The sequence below is a fragment of the Micromonospora sp. CNZ303 genome (assembly GCF_004345505.1).
In genome coordinates, this window is the sequence record NZ_SLVT01000003.1 from 332,354 (window position 1) to 354,359 (window position 22,006).

Here is a 22,006-nt window from a genome sequence, read left to right on the forward strand (position 1 = left end):
CGGGGTCGCGTCGGCCGTCCGCAGCGCCGCGACCTGCGGGATCCGGTGGTGGCCCGGCACCTCGCCCCGGGCAGGGGCCGACGAGCGGGTCTCTAGACTGCGCCGGTGACCGGAGAACGACGACCGCTGGCGGACCGGCCGCTGACCGAGCCGCACCCGTCCCGGCTGCCGGCGGAGCACCCGGACCGGGAGCGGATCCTGGGCGCACACGCCGCCGCCCTGGCCGCCGGCGAGGCCGGCTACCTCGACCCGGCTTCCGGTCTCTTCGTGCTCAGCGCGGGTTTCCTGGCCCGGCGCGGCACCTGTTGCGGGCGCGGCTGCCGGCACTGCCCGTACGTCGACGACTGACAGCTGTAGGGGCCTTCCACCGGGTAGGGGGTTACCTACGGCTATCAGGGGTGAGTCTTTGTCCAGCCTTGAGGCTTTGATGACAGCAGTTTGTAGTCGGGTATTTACTCGGCGGGTAAAGGATCTCTAAAGTTCGCTCGCTATTGTGCGGGTGATTCGGGGGACCTCGTGGTCGTGTCGTGGAAGCGTCGTGCCTTCATCTGGCTGACTTCCGTCAGTGTCGGCGTCTCGGGCAGCGGGCTCGTGGTGGCTCCGCCAGCCGTCGCCGCACCCGCTCCGGCGCCCCAGCGGGAGTGTGGCAGCGCCGAGGCGCCGGACGAGGCGGCGGCAGCCAGGCTGGCGGCGGCCTGCGGCCGGCCGGTCGAGGCGCTCAGCGAGCGCACGGAGTACGCGCACGTCACCGTCGCCCCGGACGGCGTCCGCAAGCTGGTCGCGGCGGTCGCACCCCAGCGGGTACGCCGTGCGGACGGCTCCTGGGCGGCCATCGACCCCGGCCTGCGTCAGCGGGGCGACAGGTTGGTTCCGGGCGCGACCCTGGCCGACGTGTCGTTCTCCACAGGCGGCGCGGGTCCGCTCGTGACGTGGCGGGAGGCCGGGGCGACCTTCACCCTCGGCTGGCCGCTGGGGCCGTTGCCGAAGCCTCAGGTGAACGGGCCCACCGCCACGTACCCGTCCGTGCTGAAGGACGTCAACCTGCACGTCACGGCGACCGCCGAGGGTTACACGCACGTGGTGGAGGTGCTCACCCCTGAGGCCGCCGCACAGCCGGCGATCAAGGCGTTGCGCTACCGCACCGGCGGCGACATGAGGATCGCCCAGGCCGCCGATGGTGCCATGCGGTTGGTGACCGCGGCAGGGGTCACCGTCGCCACCTCGGCGCCGGCGCGGATGTGGGACTCCTCCGACGACCCGGCCCGGGCTGGCGAGGTGCTGCCTGCCCAGGCGGCAGCACTGCTGGAGACCCCGCCGGGCGAACGGGCCACCGCCACCGAGCCGGCGGTGACCTCGCGAAGCGCGAAGGTGAGCGTCGCCGCGTCGGGCGCCCAGTTCACCGTCACTCCCGACGCCGACCTGATGGCCGATCCTGGGCTCACCTACCCGATCTACATCGATCCGGAGTTCGAGAAGCTGCGGACGAAGTGGGCGTACTCCACCAGCAACGGCGAGAACAACGACACCACCGTGGCCCGGGTCGGGCGCCAGCCGTACCCGGAGGGCGGCAACGGGGAGCGCTACCGCTCCTACTACGACTTCAACGTGTCGGGTCTCAAGGGCAAGCAGATCCTGGGCGGGACGATCCGGGTAACGCTCGACCACTCGTACTCCTGCGACCCGACCTGGGTCTACGCCTACCGGACGAACGCCATCACGGTGGCGAGCGGCGGCCGGATGGCCTGGACGACCCGGCCGCTGCCCGCCACCTACCTCGACTCGTGGGAGGGCAACGCGAACGAGGCCGGTGGCTGCGGTGCGATCCAGCCCGACGACGACGCGGAGTTCTCCAGCACCACCGTGGTGTCGGACCTCCAGCACGCCGCCACCAACGCATGGTCCGTTTACACCGTGGGCCTGTGTGCGTGCAATCCGTCCGGGGTGGGAGAGGACTTCGAGAGCCGGTGGAAGAAGTTCTACACCAACAAGGCGTGGCTCGAGGTCACCTACAACTCCAAGCCGGCCGTGCCGACCGGCCTCACCACGTCCGGCCAGGCGTGCGGTGCGACGATCGGCACCGCCTCGCCGGTGCTGAAGGCGTTCTACGGCGACGCGGACGGCGCCACGGACAGCCTGGTGGGCTACTTCCAGTACCGGCTGAAGGGCACCACGACGGTCACGGCGAAGACGGGCCAGACCAAGCCGGGCAACAACTACGGCGAGTCCGGCGTCATCAGCCTCGGGGCCGGCTCGGAGGGCAAGACGTACGAGTGGCAGGTGCAGACCAGGGACAGGGCGGGCCAGTACTCGGGATGGACGGCCTGGTGCAGCTTCACGGTGGACGTCTCCAAGCCGCTGCCCCCGACGGTGACCTCGACGGCGTACCCGGACGACGGCACAGCCCACGGCGGACCCGGAGTCTCGGGGTCCTTCACCTTCGTCGCCGGCTCACAGGACGCCGTGAAGTACGTCTACGGCTGGGCAGGGCAGACGACCCCTCTGACGACGGTGACCGTGGCTGCCGGCGCGTCGTACACGGTGACCCTGACGCCGCGGCGCTTCGGCTACAACGTGCTGGAGGTCTACAGCGTCGACAGTGCCAGCAAGCGCAGTGACACCACGGGACACCGGTTCCTGGTGAACGGCCCCTCCGCGCCGGTCGCGCACTGGCCGCTCGACACCATCGACGGCCACAATTTCTCCGACGTGATCAACCAGGTGCAACTGACGCCCAGTGGCACCGTGAGCTGGGCGGCCAACAGCCGGATCCACAACGAGTCGACTCCGGCATTCGCCGCCAACTCGTACCTCTCCACCAGCGGCGTTTCACTCGATACGAGCAAGTCGTTCAGTGTCTCGGCATGGGTGCGGATGGCAGACGCGGATCCGAGCGATGCGGATCCGGACCTCCCCACCAGCACTTGGACGGCAGTCAGCAAGTCCGGTGCCAGCCTGAGTGCCTTCTACCTCGGGTACCGCGTCCACAACGGCGAGCCGAAGTGGTCCTTCACTCTTCCTGATGCCGACTCTGACCAGGGTCCCAACTGGCTGCACGTCGTGTCCTCGGCCTCCGTCGCCCCTCGGCAGGTCGGCAAGTGGACCCACCTCGCGGGTTCCTTCGACGCGGCCACCGGACAGGTGGAGCTCTACGTCAACGGGAACCTCGCAGGGTCCGCCAAGCGAGCGGCGGCCGGGTGGGCAGGCGGGGGTCCACTGGTCGTCGGGGCTGCGCAGTACAAGGTGCCCGGTGGAGTTCCCTACATGACCACGCATTGGAAGGGTGGCCTCACCGATGTTCGTCTGTGGAACCGCACCCTCACCATCGACGACCTGAGAGGCACCGACGTCAGCGCCGAGGCGGGTACGAACGCGATACCCGGGATCCTGGCGCCGGTGCAGGTGGCGAACTGGGACTTCAGCGGAGGACTTTCCTCCGGATGCGCGTCTCCGGTGAGTTCCAGCTACTGGGGTCAGTCGCTGGATCTTCACGGATGCACCGACCCGTACTCCGACGGACAGAACGTCGGCTTCACCGGCGACGCGTACGACGACAACGACTCCCTCTGGCTGAACCACCCGCAGCCCGACGGCTACGGCGCGACAACCACCAAGACCGGTTACGCCGCTGCGAGTGGACCCGTCGTCAACACGGGCCAGTCCCTGACCGTGTCGGCCTGGGTCCGCATCGATTCCCTCAACGGCAAGGAACAGGTTGTCGTGCGGCAGGGAAGGAACGAGCTCGATGAAGGCTCGGTCGCGCTCTATGTGGCGGCGAGCAACAGGTGGGCCTTCTCTGTGCTGACACCGTCCGCGACGGGTACACCGGTGTGGTCGGCAGCGTGGGCGGACTCGCTGGAGCAGACCAGACCCGGCGAGTGGACACATGTCACCGGTGTGTTCGATGCGAGTGCGGGAGAGGTCCGCCTCTACCTCAACGGGGTGCGACAGCAACAGGTGGCGACGGGTGTCGACGGCGGCGTCTCCTCTGAGCCGTTCTATGTCGGAGCCGGTCACGCGACATGGGGACATCTCGCGGGGAACCTCGATCAGATCAAGGTCTACGCGGGAGCCATGTCGGACCGCGAGGTCGCCGCACTCCATGAAGGGCTCTGAGCACGCGAGACGCCGCGCCGGACGCGGTACGGAACCTCGCATTCAGGAAGCCCAGACCACTGCCCACCCCTCACGGCGGAGATTTGCCATGTCTGCTCGTCCGTTGCCGGCCACCGTGGCGCGGCGCGATTCCCGGTCCTCGTTCTGGCGCCCCGAGAGCCGGCTGCGGATGGTCCTGGCCGGGAGCCTGGCTCTCGTCATGCTGGCCGCCACGCTGACCGCCCAGCCTCGGCCGGCGGCCGCCGCACCGCCGGTCAGCCTCGGCGTCACGCAACCGAAGCCCATCTCCGCGAAGCCGGTCAGGTCGAAGCCGCGTCCGGCCGACCTGTCACAGGGCGCCAACAGGCGGCCCGCCGGGAAGGTCACCTGGCCCTCGGCCGGCGTGGCGGAGGCGGGCGTCGCACCGGCTCCCGAAAACCGCGCCGCGACGGCACCCCAGGTCACGGCGCCGTCCGCGACGACTCGGGTCGGTGCCCTGCCGGTGTACGTCGGTCCGGCGGTGTCGAAGGACGCGGGAGCGCGGACGACCGCCGCCACCGCCGTGGGCCGGGCCCGGGTTGAGGTTCTCGACCGCGCCAAGGTGCCGGCGGGATGGCGTGACGGCGTGGTGCTGCGGGTCGCCCGCGCCGACGGTCGGACGGGCGCGGGCCGGATGAGCCTGGGGGTGGACTACTCCGGATTCGCCTCGGCGTTCGGGGCCGACTGGTCGACCCGGCTCCGCCTGGTGGCGCTGCCGGAGTGCGCGCTGACCACGCCGGAGCAGGCGGGGTGTGGCGCCCGTCCGCTCGCCTCGCGCAACGACGACGCGACCAACCGGGTGTCCGCCGAGGTGGAGATCTCCTCCGCCGGTGGGACCGGGCTGGTCGCCCTGGCCGCCTCCTCCTCCGGCTCGACCGGCGATTACGGGGCGACGCCGCTGCAGGCGTCGTCGAGCTGGAGCGCCGGTGGGTCGAGCGGCGACTTCTCCTGGTCCTACCCCGTACGGGTGCCGCCTGCCACGGGTCCGACGCCGACGGTGTCGCTGGCGTACTCGTCGAGCGCGGTCGACGGTCGCAGCGACGCCTCGAACAACCAGCCGTCGTGGGTCGGGGAGGGCTTCGACTACAACCCGGGCTTCATCGAGCGGCGGTACGTGCCCTGCTTCGACGACACCGCCAACGGCGCCACCAACGACGACCAGGTCGGCGACCAGTGCTGGGGCACCGACAACGCGGTGCTCTCGCTCAACGGGCGGTCGACCGAGTTGGTCAGGGACACGGCGACCGGCGTGTGGCGACCGAAGAACGACGACGCGGCGAAGGTCGAGAAGCTGGCGGGTGCGGCGAACGGCGACAACAACGGTGAGCACTGGAAGGTGACCGCCGCCGACGGCACCCAGTACTTCTTCGGGCTCGACGACCTGCCCGGTCACACGACGGGCACGGCCTCCACCAACACTGTTCGCGTCTACGGCAACCACGAGAACGAGCCCTGCTGGAACAGCAGCTTCGCCGCCGCCCACTGCGAGCAGGCGTGGCGCTGGAACCTCGACTACGTCATCGACACCCACGGCGGCACCCTGTCGCTCTGGTACAGCCGGGAGACCAACAAGTACGCCGCGAACGCCACGGACAGCGACGAGGTCTCCTACGTCCGGGCCTCGAACGTCACCCGCATCGACTACGGCACCTGGGACCGGGGCGCGACCGACCGTTCCGTCACCCCGACCGCGCAGGTCTTCTTCGCCACCTCCGACCGGTGCCTGTCGGACTGCACCGACCACGACGATCCGGCCCGCTGGCCGGACACACCCTGGGACCAGGAGTGCACCGGCACCCAGTGCCCCGGCAAGTACTCGCCGACCTTCTGGAGCACCCGCCGCCTGTCGAAGATCACCACGAAGGTCGCCGGCGTCGCCGGCGACGTGGAGAGCTGGGACCTCAGGCACACCTTCCCGCCGAACGGTGACGCCTCCCGCGACGGGATGTGGCTGGAGTCGATCCAGCACACCGGGCACATCGGCGAGCCGGTGACCCTGCCGGAGATCAATTTCGACTTCGTGCAGCGGCCCAACCGGGTCGACAAGACCGACGACGGCAAGCCGCCGATGCACTGGCTGCGGATGAATACCGTCTGGACCGAGGCCGGCGGCAAGATCACGGTGGTCTACTCCCAACCGGAGTGCGACACCGACGGGCCCATGCCGTCCTCGCCGCAGAGCAACACCCTGCGGTGCTATCCCGTACTGACCGAGAACCCGTTCACGGACCTCATCGAGACCGACTACTTCCACAAGTACGTCGTCGAGGAGATCCACGAGTCGGACGGCACCGTCGGCGGCACCGACGTCGTCACGACGTACGACTATCTCGGCGGCGCGGCCTGGCGGCACGCCACGGACGACGGCATGACCAAGGACAAGTTCCGTACCTGGTCCGACTACCGGGGCTACGGGCGGGTCCAGGTCCGCAAGGGCACCGACGGTCAGGAGACCCTGGCCGAGACCCGCTACTACCGGGGCATGCACGGCGACCGGGCGGCGCCGGGCGGCGGCACCCGTACCGTGACGCTCGCCGCGCTCGACCTGAACGGCGACGGCGACGTCTCGGATGCCGCCGACGCTCCCCAGGTCAACGACGAGGACGCCCTCGCCGGGCAGGTCCGCGAGCAGGTCACCTACAACGGCGTCGAGACCGATGTCGTGTCGAGGGGGGCCAGCCAGGCGTGGCAGTCGGCGGCCACCGCGACCCGGGACATGGGCCAGACCACCACCTACGCCCGCTACACGGGCGTCCAGGCGAGCTGGAACGCCGTCAAGCTGGACGCGGGTCGCGGGTGGCGGGTGACGAAGAAGACGAACGGCTTCGACGAGTACGGCATGGAGGTCACCGCCAGCGACCTCGGTGACGTGGCCCAGACCGGCGACGAGCAGTGCATGCGGACGACGTACGCGCGCAACGCCGGCAGGAACATCCTCGCCACCTCCGTCCGGGTCGAGACCTTCGCCCTGCCGTGCGGCACCGCGCCCACCAGCAGGGACGACATCGTCAACGACGTGCGCACGTCCTACGACGGCGAGGCGTACGGGGTGGCGCCCACCAAGGGCGACCCCACGAAGGTCGAGACGCTGAAGGACTGGTCCCCGTCGGGCGGGACGGTCTGGCTGACCACGGGCACCTCGACCTACGACGCCCACGGCCGGGTGAAGGACGCCTACGACATCCGCGGGAACAAGACGACCACGACCTACACCCCGGCGGCCGGCGGCCCCGTCACGAGGGTGGAGACCAGGAACCACCTGGACTGGACGACGAGCCAGGACATGATCCCGGGCTTGGGCCTCGCCAAGCGGTCCACCGACGCCAACGGCAAGGTGACCGACCTGCAGTACGACGGGCTCGGCCGGCTGCGGAAGGTCTGGCTGCCGAACCGGCCGATGGGCAGCGACCCGGCCAACCCGGCCACCCCCTCGTACGAGTACACCTACACCATCCGCAACAGCGGGGGCGCCAACGCCGTGACGACCCGGGTGCTGAACGCCGAGGGCAGGTACGTCACCAGCCACGCGCTCTCCGACGGACTGCTCCGCCCGCGACAGACCCAGACTGCCGCCGTCGCCGGTGGCGGCACCGTGTTCAGCGAGACCGTCTACGACGCCGCCGGACGGGTGGCGTACACCAACGGCCGACACCACGACCCGGACCTGACGGCCGGCACCAACCTGAAGTCGATCGCGGCGTGGGAGGCGAACAGCCAGACGGTGAACCTGTACGACCGGGTGGGCCGCACCACGGCCAGCATCCTGACCACCAGCGGCCAGGAGAAGTGGCGCACCACCACCGTGTACGGCGGTGACCGGGTCTACGTCACTCCGCCCGACGGCGGGACGCCGACCACCACGATCACCAACGCCGCCGGCAAGACGGTCGAGGTGCGCCAGCACTCGGGCGGTTCCGTCGCCGGGCCGCACGACGCCAGCACCTACACCTACAACCGGAAGCAGCAGCTCACCGGGGTCGCCGACGCCGCGGGCAACGAGTGGACGTACGAGTACGACATCCGCGGCCGGCAGACCGCGGCGGAGGACCCCGACCGGGGCCGTACGGAGTCGACGTACAACGACTACGGCGACCTCGAGCACACGGTCGACGCGCGTGGCAAGAAGCTCGTCTACCACTACGACAGCCTCGGCCGTAAGGACGCCGTCTACGACACCTCGATCGCGACGGCGAACAAGCGTGCCACCTGGGCGTACGACCCCACGGGCGCGAAGGGCCAGTTGGCGTCGACCAGCCGCTGGACGGACCTCGGCGTCAACGAGTACAAGATGCGCGTCCGGGGCTACACGGCCCTCTACAAGTCGACGGGCGAGGACTACGTCATCCCCGCCTCCGAGGCCAACCTGAACGGCACCTACACCTTCACCCGCTCGTACAAGGCGGACGGGGTCAGCGTCGCGACCGCCACGTACCCGAACGCGGGAAGCCTCGGCGGCGAGCAGCTCACCTTCACCTACGACGAGGCGACCGGCCTCGCCGAGCAGGTCAAGACGAACTGGCCCAACGCCGGCCAGTACGTCGTCAACACCGACTACAACGCGTTCGCCGAGACGGGCCTCGTCCGCTACCAGCAGACCGCCCAGAACTACCTCGACCGCTCCTGGACGTACGACGACAGCACCGGCCGGCTGTCGGACCTCGTCACGAGCCGCCAGGTGGCGCCGCAGCCGGTGGCGAAGCTGAAGTACGACTACGACGACGCGGGCAACATCACCCGGATCGGCGACACCCCGACCGGCGGCGCGGCCGACGTCCAGTGCTTCGACTACGACTACGCGAGGCGGCTGACGGCGGCCTGGACGCCCTCGTCCGGCGACTGCGCACCAGCGCCGACGGCGACCGGGCTGGGCGGACCAGCGCCGTACTGGCACTCCTGGACCTTCGATCCTCTCGGCACGTCGGTCGGCAACCGGGCCAAGGAGACCAGGCACGGCGCCACGACCACCGAATCCACCTACACGTACCCGGCGCCCGGTGCGGCCCAGCCCCACGGGGCTCAGCAGGTCGTCACGACCGGGGCCGGCGCGGGCACCCGCAACTACCGTTTCGACGCGGCGGGCAACATGACCTGCCGGCCGAGCGCGACCGCCGTCAACAACACCTGCCCGGCCGGGACCGGCAGCCAGACCCTGAGCTGGGACAGCGAGAGCAGGCTCGTCGGCCTCACCGACGGCGGGAAGAACCACAGCTACCTGTACGACGCCGACGGCGCCCGCCTGATCGCGCGCGATCCGACGGGCAAGACCCTCTACCTGCCGGGTCTGGAGATCCGCTACACCACCAGCAGCGGCACCAAGTCGGCGACGCGCTACTACAGCCACCTCGGCCAGATGTACGCCATGCGTCAGCCCGGCACCGGCGTCACCTGGCTGGTCACCGACCACCAGGGCACCCAGCAGTTCGCCATCGTCTCGGGCAACCAGGCGATCACCGCGCAGCGCCAGACCCCGTACGGCGGGGTGCGCGGCTCGGCACCCGCCGCCTGGCCGAACCAGCTCGGCTTCGTGGGCGGCACGATCGACGGCGGCCCCGACACCACCGGCCTGACCAACATCGGCGCACGCCCCTACGACCCGGCCATCGGCAAGTTCGTCGCGGTCGATCCGATCATGGATCTCGCCGATCCCGAGCAGTGGAACGGTTACGCGTACGCCAACAACACCCCGGTAACCAGCAGCGACCCGACGGGCCTGATCCCGGACGACTGCGCCATCTTCGACTGCTACGGCTACAACCCGGATGACGGTTGCCCGCATGGCTGTGGCAGCACGGATAACAAGACCTGGGGCGAGAACAACGGGAGGAACGGGAGTGCGCCCAAGAAGGTCAACAACCCGCGGACCCTCGGTCGTACGGTAACCGTCCCCGAGAACATCGATCTCGCGGAGTTCACCAGGCTCTGGAACAAGTACCACCGTGCGCAGTTCCGGGCAGAAGCCGAATCGGCCGGGACGAACGACTTCTTCGTCAACCAGGCGGAGCAGGCGCTGGCGATGAACGTGTGCCATGAGATGGGGCGGCCGGGGGACTGCCAGAAGTGGATCGAGCAGCTCGCTGCCGACAGAGCGATGGACCTCTGCGAGCAGGCGTGTGAGTTCGACATCGGGGGTTCGGCCGCCCAAGCGGCAGGAGCGGTGGCAACCCGGCAGGGCGCGAGGACCTTGGCCGGCAAGGATGTCGCGGACGGCATGTGCAGCTTCAGTGGCGACACCGAAGTTCTGATGGCCGACGGCAGCACCAAGCCGATCAGCGAGGTCCAGGTGGGGGACGTCGTAGTCGCGACGGATCCGGAAACCGGCGAGCAGGGGCATCGCAAGGTCACCCATGTCTGGGTGCACGAAGACGACCTGCATGCACTGACCGTCGACGGGGCAGTGCTGACTACCACGGAGGACCACCCGTTCTGGAACGCCACGGACGGTAGGTGGGATCGAGCGGACTCCCTCGACCGAGGCGACCGGTTGCAGACGCCTTATGGTGATTTGATCGCCGTCCAAAACTTCAACGGCACCCCAAGTCACAAGGGGCTCGCCTACAACCTCACAGTCCACGACGTTCACACGTACTATGTGATGGCCGGCAACGTGCCGGTCCTTGTTCACAACACGAATGGTTGCTTCGGAAACTCAATTCCACTGGAATCCCGCGATGTGATTAAGGGGATTCAGAGGGATGGCGTGCTCGTGCAAGGCGGGGCGATGGGTCCGACTGTCCCGAAGGAGTTCCGCAATGATGGTGGCACTGGGGGGCAGGTTCTCCCGCGCACTACGGCCGGCGGAGATGCTATAACTTACCGTGAGTGGGGTACGGTGCCCGGCTCGGGAAACCCTAGGCCTGGCGGCGAGCGGATTGTCACTGGATCTGACGGTTCTGTTTACTACACCCCGGATCATTACCAAACCTTTATTAGGTACTGATGATGGACACCTTTGACGACCTGTGGACCGCCAGCCAACCTCGGATGCACGTGCTGTCAGATTCGATCGACCTTGATTCTCTGAGCAGGTCCGCACCTGCTTCTGGTGGGGTCGTGGTAAAGCTTGACGGCAAGCTAATGCGTACTGCCGAATCGCTTTTTGCTGAGTTTTCTCGAGAATTCCGCTTCCCCGGGTACTTCGGTTGGAACTGGGCGGCATTCGCTGAGTGCATTACAGAATTGTCTGGGTGTCCTGCTCGTGCGTACTTGCTAGTAATAGAACGAGCGGACCTGTTGCTAATCGACAGTCCAGTCGATCGAGAGATCTTCTTTCGGCTAATCAAGGACATCTCTTCTGAGTGGGCTAATTCGTTTGGCTTGGGTCCAAAGTGGGATGGCGGAGAGGTTCCTTTCAACGTTGCGCTGCTGTGCTCCGATGAAGCGCGAGTGCAGCTCGAAGAAGACGTCGCCGATGGGGGGTAGGGATTCGGTGTCACGGCATTGCCGTAGCCACCGTAGCGTGGCCATGTATACTACGCGATAGCTGAAGTAGGCCGTTTCCGGTTCAGGATAGCGGCGGCGGCTATCTAGTTGATATTGGTGCTGAATGCCGAAATCGGATTTCGACGAGAAGTGCCGTGACTTGCGCGTGTCAGTGGGTTGGAATCCATTACTGTCCTCCGCCCTTGACGATGTCGAAGGTGCTAGGAAGCTTGTATGGTCCGCATCGAGGAGTCCGAGCTGATGCAGCCGCATCGATAGGAAATGGAGGCAGGGGTGCGGCCGGTATGTTAGCGCAGGGTTCGGAAGTGGGTTAGGCAATGAAGAAATGTTGCTCTAGAAGGCGACTTCGGCACCTGGGTGAAGCCGTTGTGCGGTTATCGGGAGGTCGGTAGTGGATGGGCGGATCTGGTCTGCCAGTGTGACCCTGCTGCTGTTGACGGGCTGCGGCGCGGAGGCGGAACCGGTGGCCGTACCGCCTCCCGCGCCAATCACGGTCGACGTGTCCGCCGCCTCCTCCGGCGGGGCGTGTCGGCTGCTGGACTTCGGCGTGATCGAGCAGCACGCCGGCGTCCGCTTCGACGTAGCCGCAGCGAGCGCGACGGGCGACAGCCACACCTGCGTGGTGCGCGCGGGACAGGAGCCCCTGCCGGAGCTGACGCTGACCGTCACCCGGACGTCGATCGACGCGGCGGCCTTCACTGCGGACGTGGTGCCGGAGAAGGCGACCAAGGTCTCCGGGCTCGGCCAGCGGGCGTACCAGCGGACCACCCCGGCCAAGGGCGCCCTCGGGCCGGTCGCGGAGGTGGGCTGGCTGGCCGCCGAGGGCCGCCTCGCCACCCTGCGCTACGCCACCCCACGCGACACCGACAAGGCGGAGGCCGAGAAGCTCACCACCGCTCTCGTCGCCCTGGCCCAGGGACTCGACACCCGCGCCATCTGACCTCGGCCAGCGTGACGAGGCCCCCCGGCACAGCGTGAACTGCCTCGCCTCAAGATCCTGCGCCTGCTGCGCACAGGCGTGGGGCCGGGTGGGTCAGTGGGCGGCGACGAAGACCCGGGAGGCTACCTCGCGCGGCAACCTGATGCGGTCGCCCGAGCGGTCGATCGACACCCCGTCGCGCTCCTGCGCCACCGTCACCGTCGCGCCCGGGTCGACGCCGGCAGCGTGCAGCTGCCGGAGCACGTCCGCGTCGGTCTGCACGCTCTCGCAGATGCGTCGCACCACGACCGGCCCAGACAGCCCGGGGAACGCCAGGTTGCGCTCGCCCTCGATCGGGGCGGCGGTCGTCTGCTCCGGCGTGCCCAGCTCGTCCAGCCCCGGGATCGGGTTGCCGTACGGCGAGCGGGTCGGCCGGTTCAGCAGGTCGTAGACCCGCTTCTCGACGGCGTCGCTCATCACGTGCTCCCACCGGCAGGCCTCCTCGTGGGCCTCCTCGTAGGGCATCCCGATCACGTTGACCAGCAGCAGCTCGGCGAGGCGGTGCTTGCGCATCACGGAGACCGCGTTGCTGCGGCCGTGCGCCGTGAGCGCCAGGTGGCGGTCGCCCTCGACGGTCAGCAGGCCGTCGCGTTCCATCCGGGCGACGGTCTGGCTGACGGTCGGCCCGCTCTGCCCCAGCCGTTCGGCGATGCGGGCGCGCAGCGGCGGCACCCCCTCCTCCTCCAGCTCGAGGATGGTCTTGAGGTACATCTCGGTCGTGTCGACCAGATCATGCTTCACGTCAGCGGACCTCCGGCCAACGATGCTACCTCGGTGTTCAGCGAACGACCCACGGCGAACCGCCAGGTCGGTGCCGGGATGGTGTTGACTGGTCGCCATGTCCGCCTCCGATGATCTCCTTGTCGAGGCCGGTCGGCTCGCGGTCGAACTCGGCCAGCCCGACCCGCCCACGCTGCTCGACGTGCGCTGGCGGCTCGTCGGCGCGCCGGGTCGGGAGGACTACGCCGCTGGTCACCTGCCCGGCGCGGTCTTCGTCGACCTGGACACGGCGCTCTGCGGGCCGCCCGGCCCCGCCGGTCGCCACCCGCTCCCCGACCCCGCCGCCCTCCAGGCCGCGCTGCGGGCCGCCGGCGTGCGCGCCGGTCGTCCCGTCGTGGTGTACGACGGCGGCGACGGCATGGCCGCCGCCCGCGCCTGGTGGACCCTGCGCTGGGCGGGCCACCGGCCGGTACGGCTGCTGCACGGCGGCTTCCCGGCGTGGCTGGCCGCCGGGCTGCCCGTCAGCACGGAGGTGCCGACCCCGGAGCCGGGCGACGTCGAGGTGCGGCCCGGAGCGTTGCCGGTGCTCGACGCGGGCGAGGCGGCCCGGCTGGCCGCGGCCGACGATGGAGTCCTGCTCGACGTGCGCGCCGCGCCCCGCTACCGGGGCGAGACCGAGCCGATCGATCCGGTCGCCGGTCACGTCCCCGGCGCGGTGAACCTGCCCGCCGGCGAGTACGTCGCCGAGGGCCGGTTCCCCGCCGCCGAGGCGCTGCGCGAACGGTTCGCCGCCGCCGGGGTGGGCGAGGGCCGGCCGGTCGGGGCGTACTGCGGGTCGGGGGTGACCGCCGCGCAGGCCGTGCTCGCGCTGCACCTGGCCGGACGGGCGGACGCCGCGCTCTACGTCGGGTCGTGGAGCAACTGGGTAGCCGACCCGGCCCGCCCGGTGGCCACCGGAGCGACCCCGGCCGGCTGAGCGGGCACCGGGCGCCGGCGGGACCCGACGGCCCAGCGGAAGCCCGCACGGGCGACACCCGGCGGCTGAGCAGCGCGTGCGCGGGCGTGCCGGGGTGCGCGTGCGACGATGGGGCCATGTCCGACGACACTGTGGTGGTGTGGGACGAGTCGCTGCTCGCCTACGACATGGGGGACCATCCCCTCGACCCGGTACGGGTGGAGCTGACCTTCGCCCTCGCCCGGGAGTTGGGCGTCCTCGCGCGTCCCGGGGTGCGGCTGGTGAAGCCGGAGCCGGCCGACGACGCGCTGCTGAGCCGGGTGCACGACCCGCGCTACCTCGCCGCGGTGAAGGTCGCCCCCCGCGATCCCCTCTTCGCCGGCTTCGGACTGGGCACCTCCGACAACCCGGTCTTCGAGGGGATGCACGAGTCCAGCGCACTGGTCACCGGCGCCACGGTGGCGGCGGCCGAGGCGGTCTGGCGGGGGGAGGCCCGGCGGGCGGTCAACGTGGCCGGCGGCCTGCACCACGCCATGCCGGCCCGGGCGGCCGGGTTCTGCGTCTACAACGACCCGGCGGTGGCCATCGCCCGCCTGCTCGACCTGGGCGCCGAGCGGGTCGCGTACGTGGACGTGGACGTGCACCACGGCGACGGGGTGCAGCAGGTCTTCTGGAACGACCCCCGGGTGCTCACGGTCAGCGTGCACGAGACGCCGCTGGCGCTCTTCCCGGGCACCGGCTTTCCCGACGAGACGGGCGGGCCGGGCGCCGAGGGCAGCGCCGTCAACGTCCCGCTGCCGCCCGGGGTGGACGACGCCGGCTGGCAGCGCGCCTTCCACGCGGTGGTGCCGTCGGTGCTGCGCGCGTTCCGGCCGCAGGTGCTGGTCACCCAGTGCGGGGCCGACGCGCACCGGCTCGACCCGCTCGCCGACCTGAACCTCTCCGTGGACGGGCAGCGCGCCACCTACCTGGCCCTGCGGGCGCTCGCCGACGAGCTCTGCGAGGGCCGCTGGGTGGCCACGGGTGGCGGCGGGTACGCGCTGGTCGAGGTGGTGCCCCGGGCCTGGACGCACCTGCTCGCGGTGGCGGCCGGGGAGCCCGTCGACCCGGCGACGCTGACCCCGCCGGCGTGGCGGGAGTTGGCCGCCGCGCGCCGGCCGGGCCGGCAGATCCCGCTGCGGATGACCGACGACGTGGACCCGGCATACGAGCCGTGGCAGCCGACCGGCGAGCCGAGCGCCGTGGACCGGGCGATCGCGGCGGCCCGCAAGACCGCCTTCCCGCTGTTCGGGCTCGATCCGCACGACCCGCGCGACTGATCCGGCGGGCGGAGGGGACCGCACAGGTGACCACGGTGGAACAACCGGTGGACGTGCTGCTCAGCGACGGCAGCACCGTGCAGCTGCGGCCGATCCGCCCGTCGGACGGGCCGGGCATCGTGGCGATGCACTCGCGCTTCTCCGAGCGCACCCGCTACCTGCGCTACTTCTCGCCGTACCCGCGCATCCCCGAGCGTGACCTGCAACGCTTCGTCAACGTCGACCACCGCGACCGGGAGGCGTTCGTGGTGCTGGTCGGCGACCGGATCGTCGCCGTCGGCCGCTACGAGCGGCTCGGCCCGCAGGCCCCCGAGGCCGAGGTGGCGTTCGTGGTCGAGGACGCCTACCAGGGCCGGGGCATCGGCTCGGTGCTGCTGGAGCACCTGGCCGACACGGCCCGCCGCAACGACATCGCCAACTTCGTGGCGGAGGTGCTGCCGGCCAACGGCGCGATGCTGCGGGTCTTCTCCGACTTCGGCTACCAGGTGCAGCGGCAGTTCGCCGACGGCGTGGTGCACCTGAGCTTCCCGATCGCCCCCACCGACGCGACCCTGGAGGTGCAGCGCGGCCGGGAGCACCGCACCGAGGCCCGCTCCGTCGCCCGGCTGCTCGCCCCGCGCGGCGTCGCCGTCTACGGCGCCAGCGCCACCGGGCAGGGCGTCGGCGCGGCGGTGCTCGGGCACCTGCGCGACGGCGGCTACCTCGGCGCGGTGGTCCCGGTGCACCCGGGCGCGACGACGGTCGCCGGGCTGCCCGCGTACTCCTCGGCGGCCGATGCCGGCGTGCCGGTCGACCTGGCCGTGGTGGCGGTCCCACCGGAGGCGGCGATCGAGGTGGTGGCCGACGCGGCCGCCGCGGGGGCGCACGGCCTGGTGGTCATCTCGGCGGGCTTCGCCGAGGCCGGCGGCGAGGGCGCGGCCGCGCAGCGCGCGCTGGTCCGCGCGGCGTACGCGGCGGGCATGCGGGTGGTCGGCCCGAACTGCCTGGGGGTGGCCAACACCGACCCGGCGGTACGCCTCAACGCCACCCTCGCCCCCCGGCTGCCGGTGCCCGGCCGGGTGGGCATCTTCAGCCAGTCCGGCGCGTTCGGGGTGGCGCTGCTGGCCGAGGCCGACCGGCGGGGGCTCGGCCTGTCGAGCTTCGTCTCGGCCGGCAACCGGGCCGACGTCTCGGGCAACGACCTGCTCCAGTACTGGCAGGACGACCCCGGCACCGACGTGATCATGTTGTACCTGGAGACGTTCGGCAACCCGCGCAAGTTCGCCCGGCTGGCGCGCCGGATCGGCCGGGACAAGCCCGTCGTGGCGCTCGCCTCGCCGGCCCGCCCGCCCGGGGTGGGCGACTCCGCCGGCCCGGACGAGGTGGCGGTCGCCGCGCTGTTCGCCCACTCCGGCGTGATCCGGGTCGACACCGTCGCCGAGCTGCTCGACGTCGGGGTGCTGCTGGCCCACCAGCCGCTGCCCGCCGGGCCGCGCGTCGGCGTGGTCGGCAACTCCTCGGCGCTGACCGGGCTGGCGGCCACCGCCTGCGCCGGGCAGGGGCTCACCGTCGCCCGTGGCTACCCGCGCGACGTCGGCCCGCGCGCCGGGGTGGCCGAGTTCACCGCCGCGCTCGCCGAGGCGGGAGCCGACGGCGAGGTGGACGCGCTGGTGGTGGTGTTCGCCCCGCCGCTGCCCGGCCAGCTCACCGACACGGAGGCGGACTTCACGGCCGCGCTGCCGAGCGCGTTCGCCGCCGGCAAGCCGGCCGTGGCGACGTTCCTGGTCGGCCGTACGCCCGCCGGGGTGCCCGCCTATCCGAGCGTGGAGGAGGCCGTGCGCGCCCTCGCCCGGGTCACCGCGTACGCCGACTGGCTGTGCCGGCCCGCCGGGGTGCCGCCGGAGCTGCCCCGGGTGGACCGGGCGGCGGCGCACGCCGCCCTGCGCCCGGAGGCCCTCGACCCGGCGGGACTGCTCGCGGCGTACGGGATCGACGTGGTCGAGTCGGTGCCGGCGCGCTCCGCCGCGGAGGCCGTCGACGCGGCGACCCGGCTGGGTTTCCCGGTGGCCCTGAAGGCCGCCGCCCCCGGTCTGCGGCACCGCCTCGACCTCGGCGCGGTCCGGCTCGACCTGCCCGACCCGGCCACGGTGCACCGCGCGTACGCGGAGATGTCGGCGGTCTTCGGCGCGGACGTCCTGGTGCAGCCGATGGTCCCGCCCGGGGTGGCCTGCGTGGTCGAGCTGGTGGAGGACCCGGCGTTCGGCCCGGTGGTCGGCTTCGGGCTGGGCGGCGTCGCCACGGAGCTGCTCGGCGACCGGGCCTGGCGGGCGGTGCCGCTGACCGACCTGGACGCGGCCGAGCTGGTCGACGAGCCCCGGGCGGCGCCGCTGCTGCGCGGGCACCGCGGCGCGGCGCCGGTGGACCGGGCGGCCCTGGCGGACCTGCTGCTGCGGGTCGGCCGGCTCGCCGACGAGCAGCCCCGGGTCCGCGCGCTGAGCCTCAACCCGGTGCTCGCCCGCCCCGACGGCATCTCGGTGCTGCACGCCACCGTCCGGGTCGGCTCCGCCGTGGCCCGCCCCGACACCGGCCCCCGCCGCCTGTAGAAGGGCCCGAGGTGTAAGGAAGGGCCCCCTGCTATCGCATTTTGTATAGGAAGGGTCCCTTCCTCGCACCGCCGTCCGCACGTCTGCGGTCGAGGAAGGTGCCCTTCCTGACACGTCGCGGTACGGCGGCCGAACCGGTCAGGCCGCCCGGTCGGAGATCTGCTGCACGGACCAGGCGTTGCCGTCGGGGTCGGCGAAGTGGACGAAGCCGACGTTGTCCAGCGGGTCCGGCACCGGGCGCGGGTTCTCCCCGAGCACCTGGATCTCGCTGACCTCGACGCCGCGCTCGACCAGCTCCGCCCGCGCCCGGCGCAGGTCGGGCACGACGAGCTGGAGGCCCTTGAGCGAGCCGGGTGGCATCTCGGGCAGCGGCCCCCTGCCGATCACGATCGAGCAGCCTGAGCCGGGCGGGGTCAGCTGCACGATCCGCGCGTCGTCGCCGAACGTCGTGTCGTGGTCGACGGCGAAGCCGAGCCGGTCGGCGTAGAACGCCTTGGCCCGGTCCACGTCGGACACCGGCACGACCACCACTTCCAGGGTCCAGTTCATGGCTATTGGTAGCCCGTCGGGCAGCCGGGATCAAGGACCACGGCCCGGACGTACGCGAGGCCCCGGCGAACCGCCGGGGCCTCGCGTGGTCCAGGAACGTCAGCAGGCGTACGCCTCCAGGCGCTGCGCCCGCTCCGGGTCACGCAGCTTCAGCAGGGTCACCTTCTCGATCTGCCGGATCCGCTCCCGGGACAGGCCGAATTCCCGGCCGACCTCGTCGAGGGTGCGCTGCCGGCCGTCGTCGAGGCCGAAGCGGAGCCGGATCACGGCCTGCTCCCGCTGGGACAGGGTGGACAGCACGATGCTGACCTCGTTGCGCAGCTCGCCCTGCGCGGCGGCGTCGCCCGGCTCGGCGCTCGGGTCGACGGCGGCGACGAAGTCGCCGAGGGCGCTCTCGCCGTCCTCGCCGACCGCCTGGTCGAGGCTCACCGGCTCCCGGTCGTACGAGATCAGCTCGATGACCTGGAACTCCGGGATGTCCATGGCCCGGGCGACCTCGGCGACGGTGGGCTCGCGGCCCAGCGAGACGGAGAGCTCGCGGCGGGCCCGGACCATGCGGTTGACCTGCTCGACCATGTGCACCGGGATGCGGATCGTGCGGGCCTGGTCGGCCATGGCCCGGGTGATCGCCTGCCGGATCCACCAGGTGGCGTACGTGGAGAACTTGTAGCCCTTGGCGTAGTCGAACTTCTCGACCGCGCGGATCAGGCCGAGGTTGCCCTCCTGGATCAGGTCGAGGAACGCCATGCCGCGGCCGGTGTAGCGCTTGGCGATGCTGACCACCAGGCGCAGGTTGGCCTCCAGCAGGTGGTCCTTCGCGGCGCGGCCCTGCGCGACGATCAGCTCCAGGTCGGCCCGCAGCTCCGTCGAGACGGGGGTGCAGGTCGCCAGTTTCTCCTCGGCGAACAGCCCGGCCTCGATCCGCTTGGCGAGGTCGACCTCCTGGGCGGCGGTCAGCAGCTTCGTCCGGCCGATCCCGTTCAGGTATGCCCGGACCAGGTCCGTGGAGACGCCGCGCTCGTCGGTGGCGTCGAGGTCGGTCAGGGTGTCGGTGGCGCTCGCGGCCTCGGTGGTGCCGGCCGGGCGCGTCCGGTGCTCCGTCATCTGCAGGGCCATCTCAGTTTCTCCCCGTGTCCACGTCTGTGCCGTTCGATCCGGCCCAGTGGTGCCGGTGTGACACACAGCTTGGCGGGCGGGGCGTGAAACGGGAGTGAGGCGATCGGGGAACCGACACGAATTCCGTCGATGCCCTGCTCAGCGTGGGCGGCTCGTCGCCGAGCGCCGGTTGCCGCCGGCGGTTACCGTGCCAGCGGTCGGCCCGCACGGCCGGCCCGTCGGCGACGTCGGCGTACCGAACAGGTTGTGGAGGGTGTCGTGGTCTTCAAGCGGCTCATGCAGGCGATGGGTGTGGGTGGCCCGTCCGTGGAAACCGTGCTGACGAATCCGAACTGCCGCCCCGGCGGCCAACTGGAGGGCGTCATCCACGTGGCCGGCGGCGACCACCTCGTCGACGTGTCGTACGTCGCCCTGGGCCTGGTCACCCGGGTCGAGGTCGAGAGCGGCGACAACGACTACGAGACCACGCAGGAGTTCCACCGGCAGGCCGCGACCGGCGCGTTCCAGCTCGCCCCGGGGCAGCGCCACGACATCCCGTTCCGCTTCGCCGTGCCGTGGGAGACGCCGCTCACCGAGCTGTACGGGCAGCACCTGCACGGGATGACGATGGGGCTGCGTACGGAGCTGGAGGTGGCGCGCTCGGTCGACAAGGGCGACCTGGACGCGGTGGCGGTGCACCCGCTGCCGTCCCAGCAGAAGATCCTGGACGCGTTCCTGCGGCTGGGCTTCCGGTTCGCCCGGGCCGACGTGGAGCGGGGCCACATCTACGGCGTACGGCAGACCCTGCCCTTCTATCAGGAGATCGAGTTCTACCCGGCGCCGCAGTACGCCGGGGCGATCAACCAGCTGGAGGTCACCCTCGTCACCGACCCGCAGCAGATCCAGGTGGTGCTGGAGCTGGACAAGCGCGGCGGTCTGTTCACCGAGGGCCGGGACGCCTTCGGCCGCTTCACCGTCGACCACGCCACCGCCGAACGCACCGACTTCACCCCCCAGCTCGACGGCTGGATCCGTCAGTCGCTGCAACGCCGCGGCCTCTTCTCCTGACGCCACGGCTGACGGCCGCCCTCGCCGACACCACCGCCGCGTTCGCGGGGGCGGCGTCCTGGTGTTCGCCGGCCCTGCCGCGGGTCCGCCGGGCCCGCGGCCCCGTCAGGCCCAGCCGTGGCGCGCGGCGTGCCAGCCGAGCTGCATCCGGGTCTGCACCCCCGCGAGGTCCATGAGGTGGCGCAGGCGCCGCTGGAGGGTCCGCAACGACAGGTCGAGCTGGGCGGCGACGACCGGGTCGGTGAGCCCGGCCAGCAGCAGCGCCATGATCTTCCGGTCGAGTTCGGTCGGGCCGTCGGCCGCCTGGCTGTCGGCGCTGTCGCCGGCGGGGGCGGTCAGCGCCGACGAGTCGAGCGGGTGGGCGTGCCGCCAGACGATCTCGAACAGCGCGTCCATCGCCGCCAGCAGCCCGGTGCGGTGCAGCAGCACCGCGCCGGGCTCGCCGCCGGGCGTGGCGGTCAACGGCACCAGGGCCAGTTCCGCGTCGGCCAGGACCAGCTTGATCGGCAGGTGGTCGACCACCCGCACCTCGACGCCGTCGCGCAGCGACTCCAGCGTCTCGCTGACCACCCCCGGTTCGGCCAGTGTCGGCCGGTCGACCACGACGCGGAAGCGCACCCCCTGACCGACCGCCGCCGACTCCACCGCGTTGGCGCCCGGCGGCACGGCGATGAACGGGGTGGTGACGAAGCTGCGCACCTGCGTGCGGGCGGCGTGCTGCACCTGCGCGAACCGGTGCCGGACGGCGTCGACGCCGCTGACCACCTCGATCAACTCGTCGATGGTGCGCCCCGCGACCGACGAGCGGTACTCCTCGGCGAGCCGGACCAGCGCGAGTTCCGCGTTGTGCAGGGCGCCCCGCTGCTCGCTGATCAGCGCCCCGAGCGCGACGGCGGGCGGCGCCACCGAGAACTGCCCGTCCGGGCCGCGCTTCACCAGGCCGTACGCGGTCAGTTGCGAGAGCACCGCCTCGACCGCCGCGGCGGGCCTCCGCAGGGCGTCGCCCAGCTCGGCCGGGCCGGACTGGCCCCGCCGGACCAGCAGGCCGTAGACCGCCTCGTCCTCGGGGCTCAGCCCCAACGCGCCCAGCATCGGTGGCTGCCTCCCCCTGCCCGCTACGGCAGGCAGAGTATGGGACACGCCCACCGGTCCTGACCAGCCCGGGAAT

13 protein-coding genes are annotated in these 22,006 nt (G+C 71.2%); 9 read left to right on the forward strand and 4 right to left on the reverse strand.

Going from position 1 to position 22,006, the window contains the following annotated elements:
- Window positions 1–105: 105 nt before the first annotated feature.
- From EV374_RS07630 to EV374_RS07650, 5 genes are all read left to right on the forward strand, one after another.
- Window positions 106–348, forward strand: coding sequence for a DUF5522 domain-containing protein (locus EV374_RS07630; RefSeq protein WP_132232983.1), 243 nt, complete (start codon window positions 106–108; stop codon window positions 346–348).
- A gap of 243 nt (window positions 349–591) precedes the next feature.
- Window positions 592–4,113, forward strand: coding sequence for a LamG domain-containing protein (locus tag EV374_RS07635; protein ID WP_132232985.1), 3,522 nt, complete (start codon window positions 592–594; stop codon window positions 4,111–4,113).
- Window positions 4,114–4,201: 88 nt separating this feature from the next.
- Entirely contained in the window at window positions 4,202–11,068 is a 6,867-nt protein-coding gene (locus tag EV374_RS07640) for a polymorphic toxin-type HINT domain-containing protein (RefSeq protein WP_132232987.1), read from the forward strand.
- 2 nt (window positions 11,069–11,070) lie between these two features.
- Window positions 11,071–11,550, forward strand: a complete 480-nt coding sequence (locus tag EV374_RS07645) for a barstar family protein (RefSeq protein WP_165947723.1) — start codon at window positions 11,071–11,073, stop codon at window positions 11,548–11,550.
- Window positions 11,551–11,989: 439 nt separating this feature from the next.
- Window positions 11,990–12,511 carry a hypothetical protein gene (locus EV374_RS07650; protein WP_486485628.1) on the forward strand — a complete coding sequence of 174 codons (522 nt, stop codon included), beginning with the start codon at window positions 11,990–11,992 and terminating at the stop codon, window positions 12,509–12,511.
- A gap of 93 nt (window positions 12,512–12,604) precedes the next feature.
- Here EV374_RS07650 and EV374_RS07655 read toward each other — a convergent pair whose 3' ends face one another.
- Complete coding sequence (locus tag EV374_RS07655; protein ID WP_132232993.1) at window positions 12,605–13,291, reverse strand: iron-dependent transcriptional repressor DtxR; 687 nt, start codon at window positions 13,289–13,291, stop codon at window positions 12,605–12,607.
- Between the two features lie 97 nt (window positions 13,292–13,388).
- Between EV374_RS07655 and EV374_RS07660 the strand changes: the two genes are divergently transcribed.
- From EV374_RS07660 to EV374_RS07670, 3 genes are all read left to right on the forward strand, one after another.
- Window positions 13,389–14,246, forward strand: coding sequence for a sulfurtransferase (locus tag EV374_RS07660; RefSeq protein WP_132232995.1), 858 nt, complete (start codon window positions 13,389–13,391; stop codon window positions 14,244–14,246).
- Between the two features lie 116 nt (window positions 14,247–14,362).
- Window positions 14,363–15,544 (forward strand): acetoin utilization protein AcuC, encoded by a 1,182-nt coding sequence (locus EV374_RS07665; protein WP_132232997.1) that lies wholly within the window; start codon window positions 14,363–14,365, stop codon window positions 15,542–15,544.
- 26 nt (window positions 15,545–15,570) lie between these two features.
- Window positions 15,571–18,126: a bifunctional GNAT family N-acetyltransferase/acetate--CoA ligase family protein gene (locus EV374_RS07670; protein ID WP_132232999.1), complete on the forward strand. Its 2,556-nt coding sequence runs from the start codon at window positions 15,571–15,573 to the stop codon at window positions 18,124–18,126.
- A gap of 138 nt (window positions 18,127–18,264) precedes the next feature.
- Here the strand turns inward: EV374_RS07670 and EV374_RS07675 are convergent, their stop codons facing one another.
- Together EV374_RS07675 and sigB are read right to left on the reverse strand one after the other, a co-directional pair.
- Complete coding sequence (locus EV374_RS07675) at window positions 18,265–18,675, reverse strand: VOC family protein (RefSeq protein WP_132233001.1); 411 nt, start codon at window positions 18,673–18,675, stop codon at window positions 18,265–18,267.
- 99 nt (window positions 18,676–18,774) lie between these two features.
- Entirely contained in the window at window positions 18,775–19,791 is a 1,017-nt protein-coding gene (gene sigB / locus EV374_RS07680) for an RNA polymerase sigma factor SigB (RefSeq protein WP_393004116.1), read from the reverse strand.
- 258 nt (window positions 19,792–20,049) lie between these two features.
- Between sigB and EV374_RS07685 the strand changes: the two genes are divergently transcribed.
- Window positions 20,050–20,838 (forward strand): sporulation protein, encoded by a 789-nt coding sequence (locus tag EV374_RS07685; RefSeq protein WP_132233242.1) that lies wholly within the window; start codon window positions 20,050–20,052, stop codon window positions 20,836–20,838.
- A gap of 105 nt (window positions 20,839–20,943) precedes the next feature.
- On the opposite strand, the gene EV374_RS07690 is transcribed toward EV374_RS07685, so the two are convergent.
- Window positions 20,944–21,930, reverse strand: coding sequence for a helix-turn-helix domain-containing protein (locus tag EV374_RS07690; RefSeq protein ID WP_132233003.1), 987 nt, complete (start codon window positions 21,928–21,930; stop codon window positions 20,944–20,946).
- Window positions 21,931–22,006: the final 76 nt, after the last annotated feature.

What these genes read in the sequence shown, in the direction of transcription:
- EV374_RS07640 (WP_132232987.1), top strand. Translation starts at nt 4,202, where the DNA reads ATGTCTGCTCGTCCGTTGCCGGCCACCGTGGCGCGGCGCGATTCCCGG.
- EV374_RS07645 (WP_165947723.1), top strand. Translation starts at nt 11,071, where the DNA reads ATGGACACCTTTGACGACCTGTGGACCGCCAGCCAACCTCGGATGCAC.
- EV374_RS07660 (WP_132232995.1), top strand. Translation starts at nt 13,389, where the DNA reads ATGTCCGCCTCCGATGATCTCCTTGTCGAGGCCGGTCGGCTCGCGGTC.
- EV374_RS07665 (WP_132232997.1), top strand. Translation starts at nt 14,363, where the DNA reads ATGTCCGACGACACTGTGGTGGTGTGGGACGAGTCGCTGCTCGCCTAC.
- EV374_RS07675 (WP_132233001.1), bottom strand. Translation starts at nt 18,675, where the DNA reads ATGAACTGGACCCTGGAAGTGGTGGTCGTGCCGGTGTCCGACGTGGAC.
- sigB (WP_393004116.1), bottom strand. Translation starts at nt 19,791, where the DNA reads ATGGCCCTGCAGATGACGGAGCACCGGACGCGCCCGGCCGGCACCACC.
- EV374_RS07690 (WP_132233003.1), bottom strand. Translation starts at nt 21,930, where the DNA reads ATGCTGGGCGCGTTGGGGCTGAGCCCCGAGGACGAGGCGGTCTACGGC.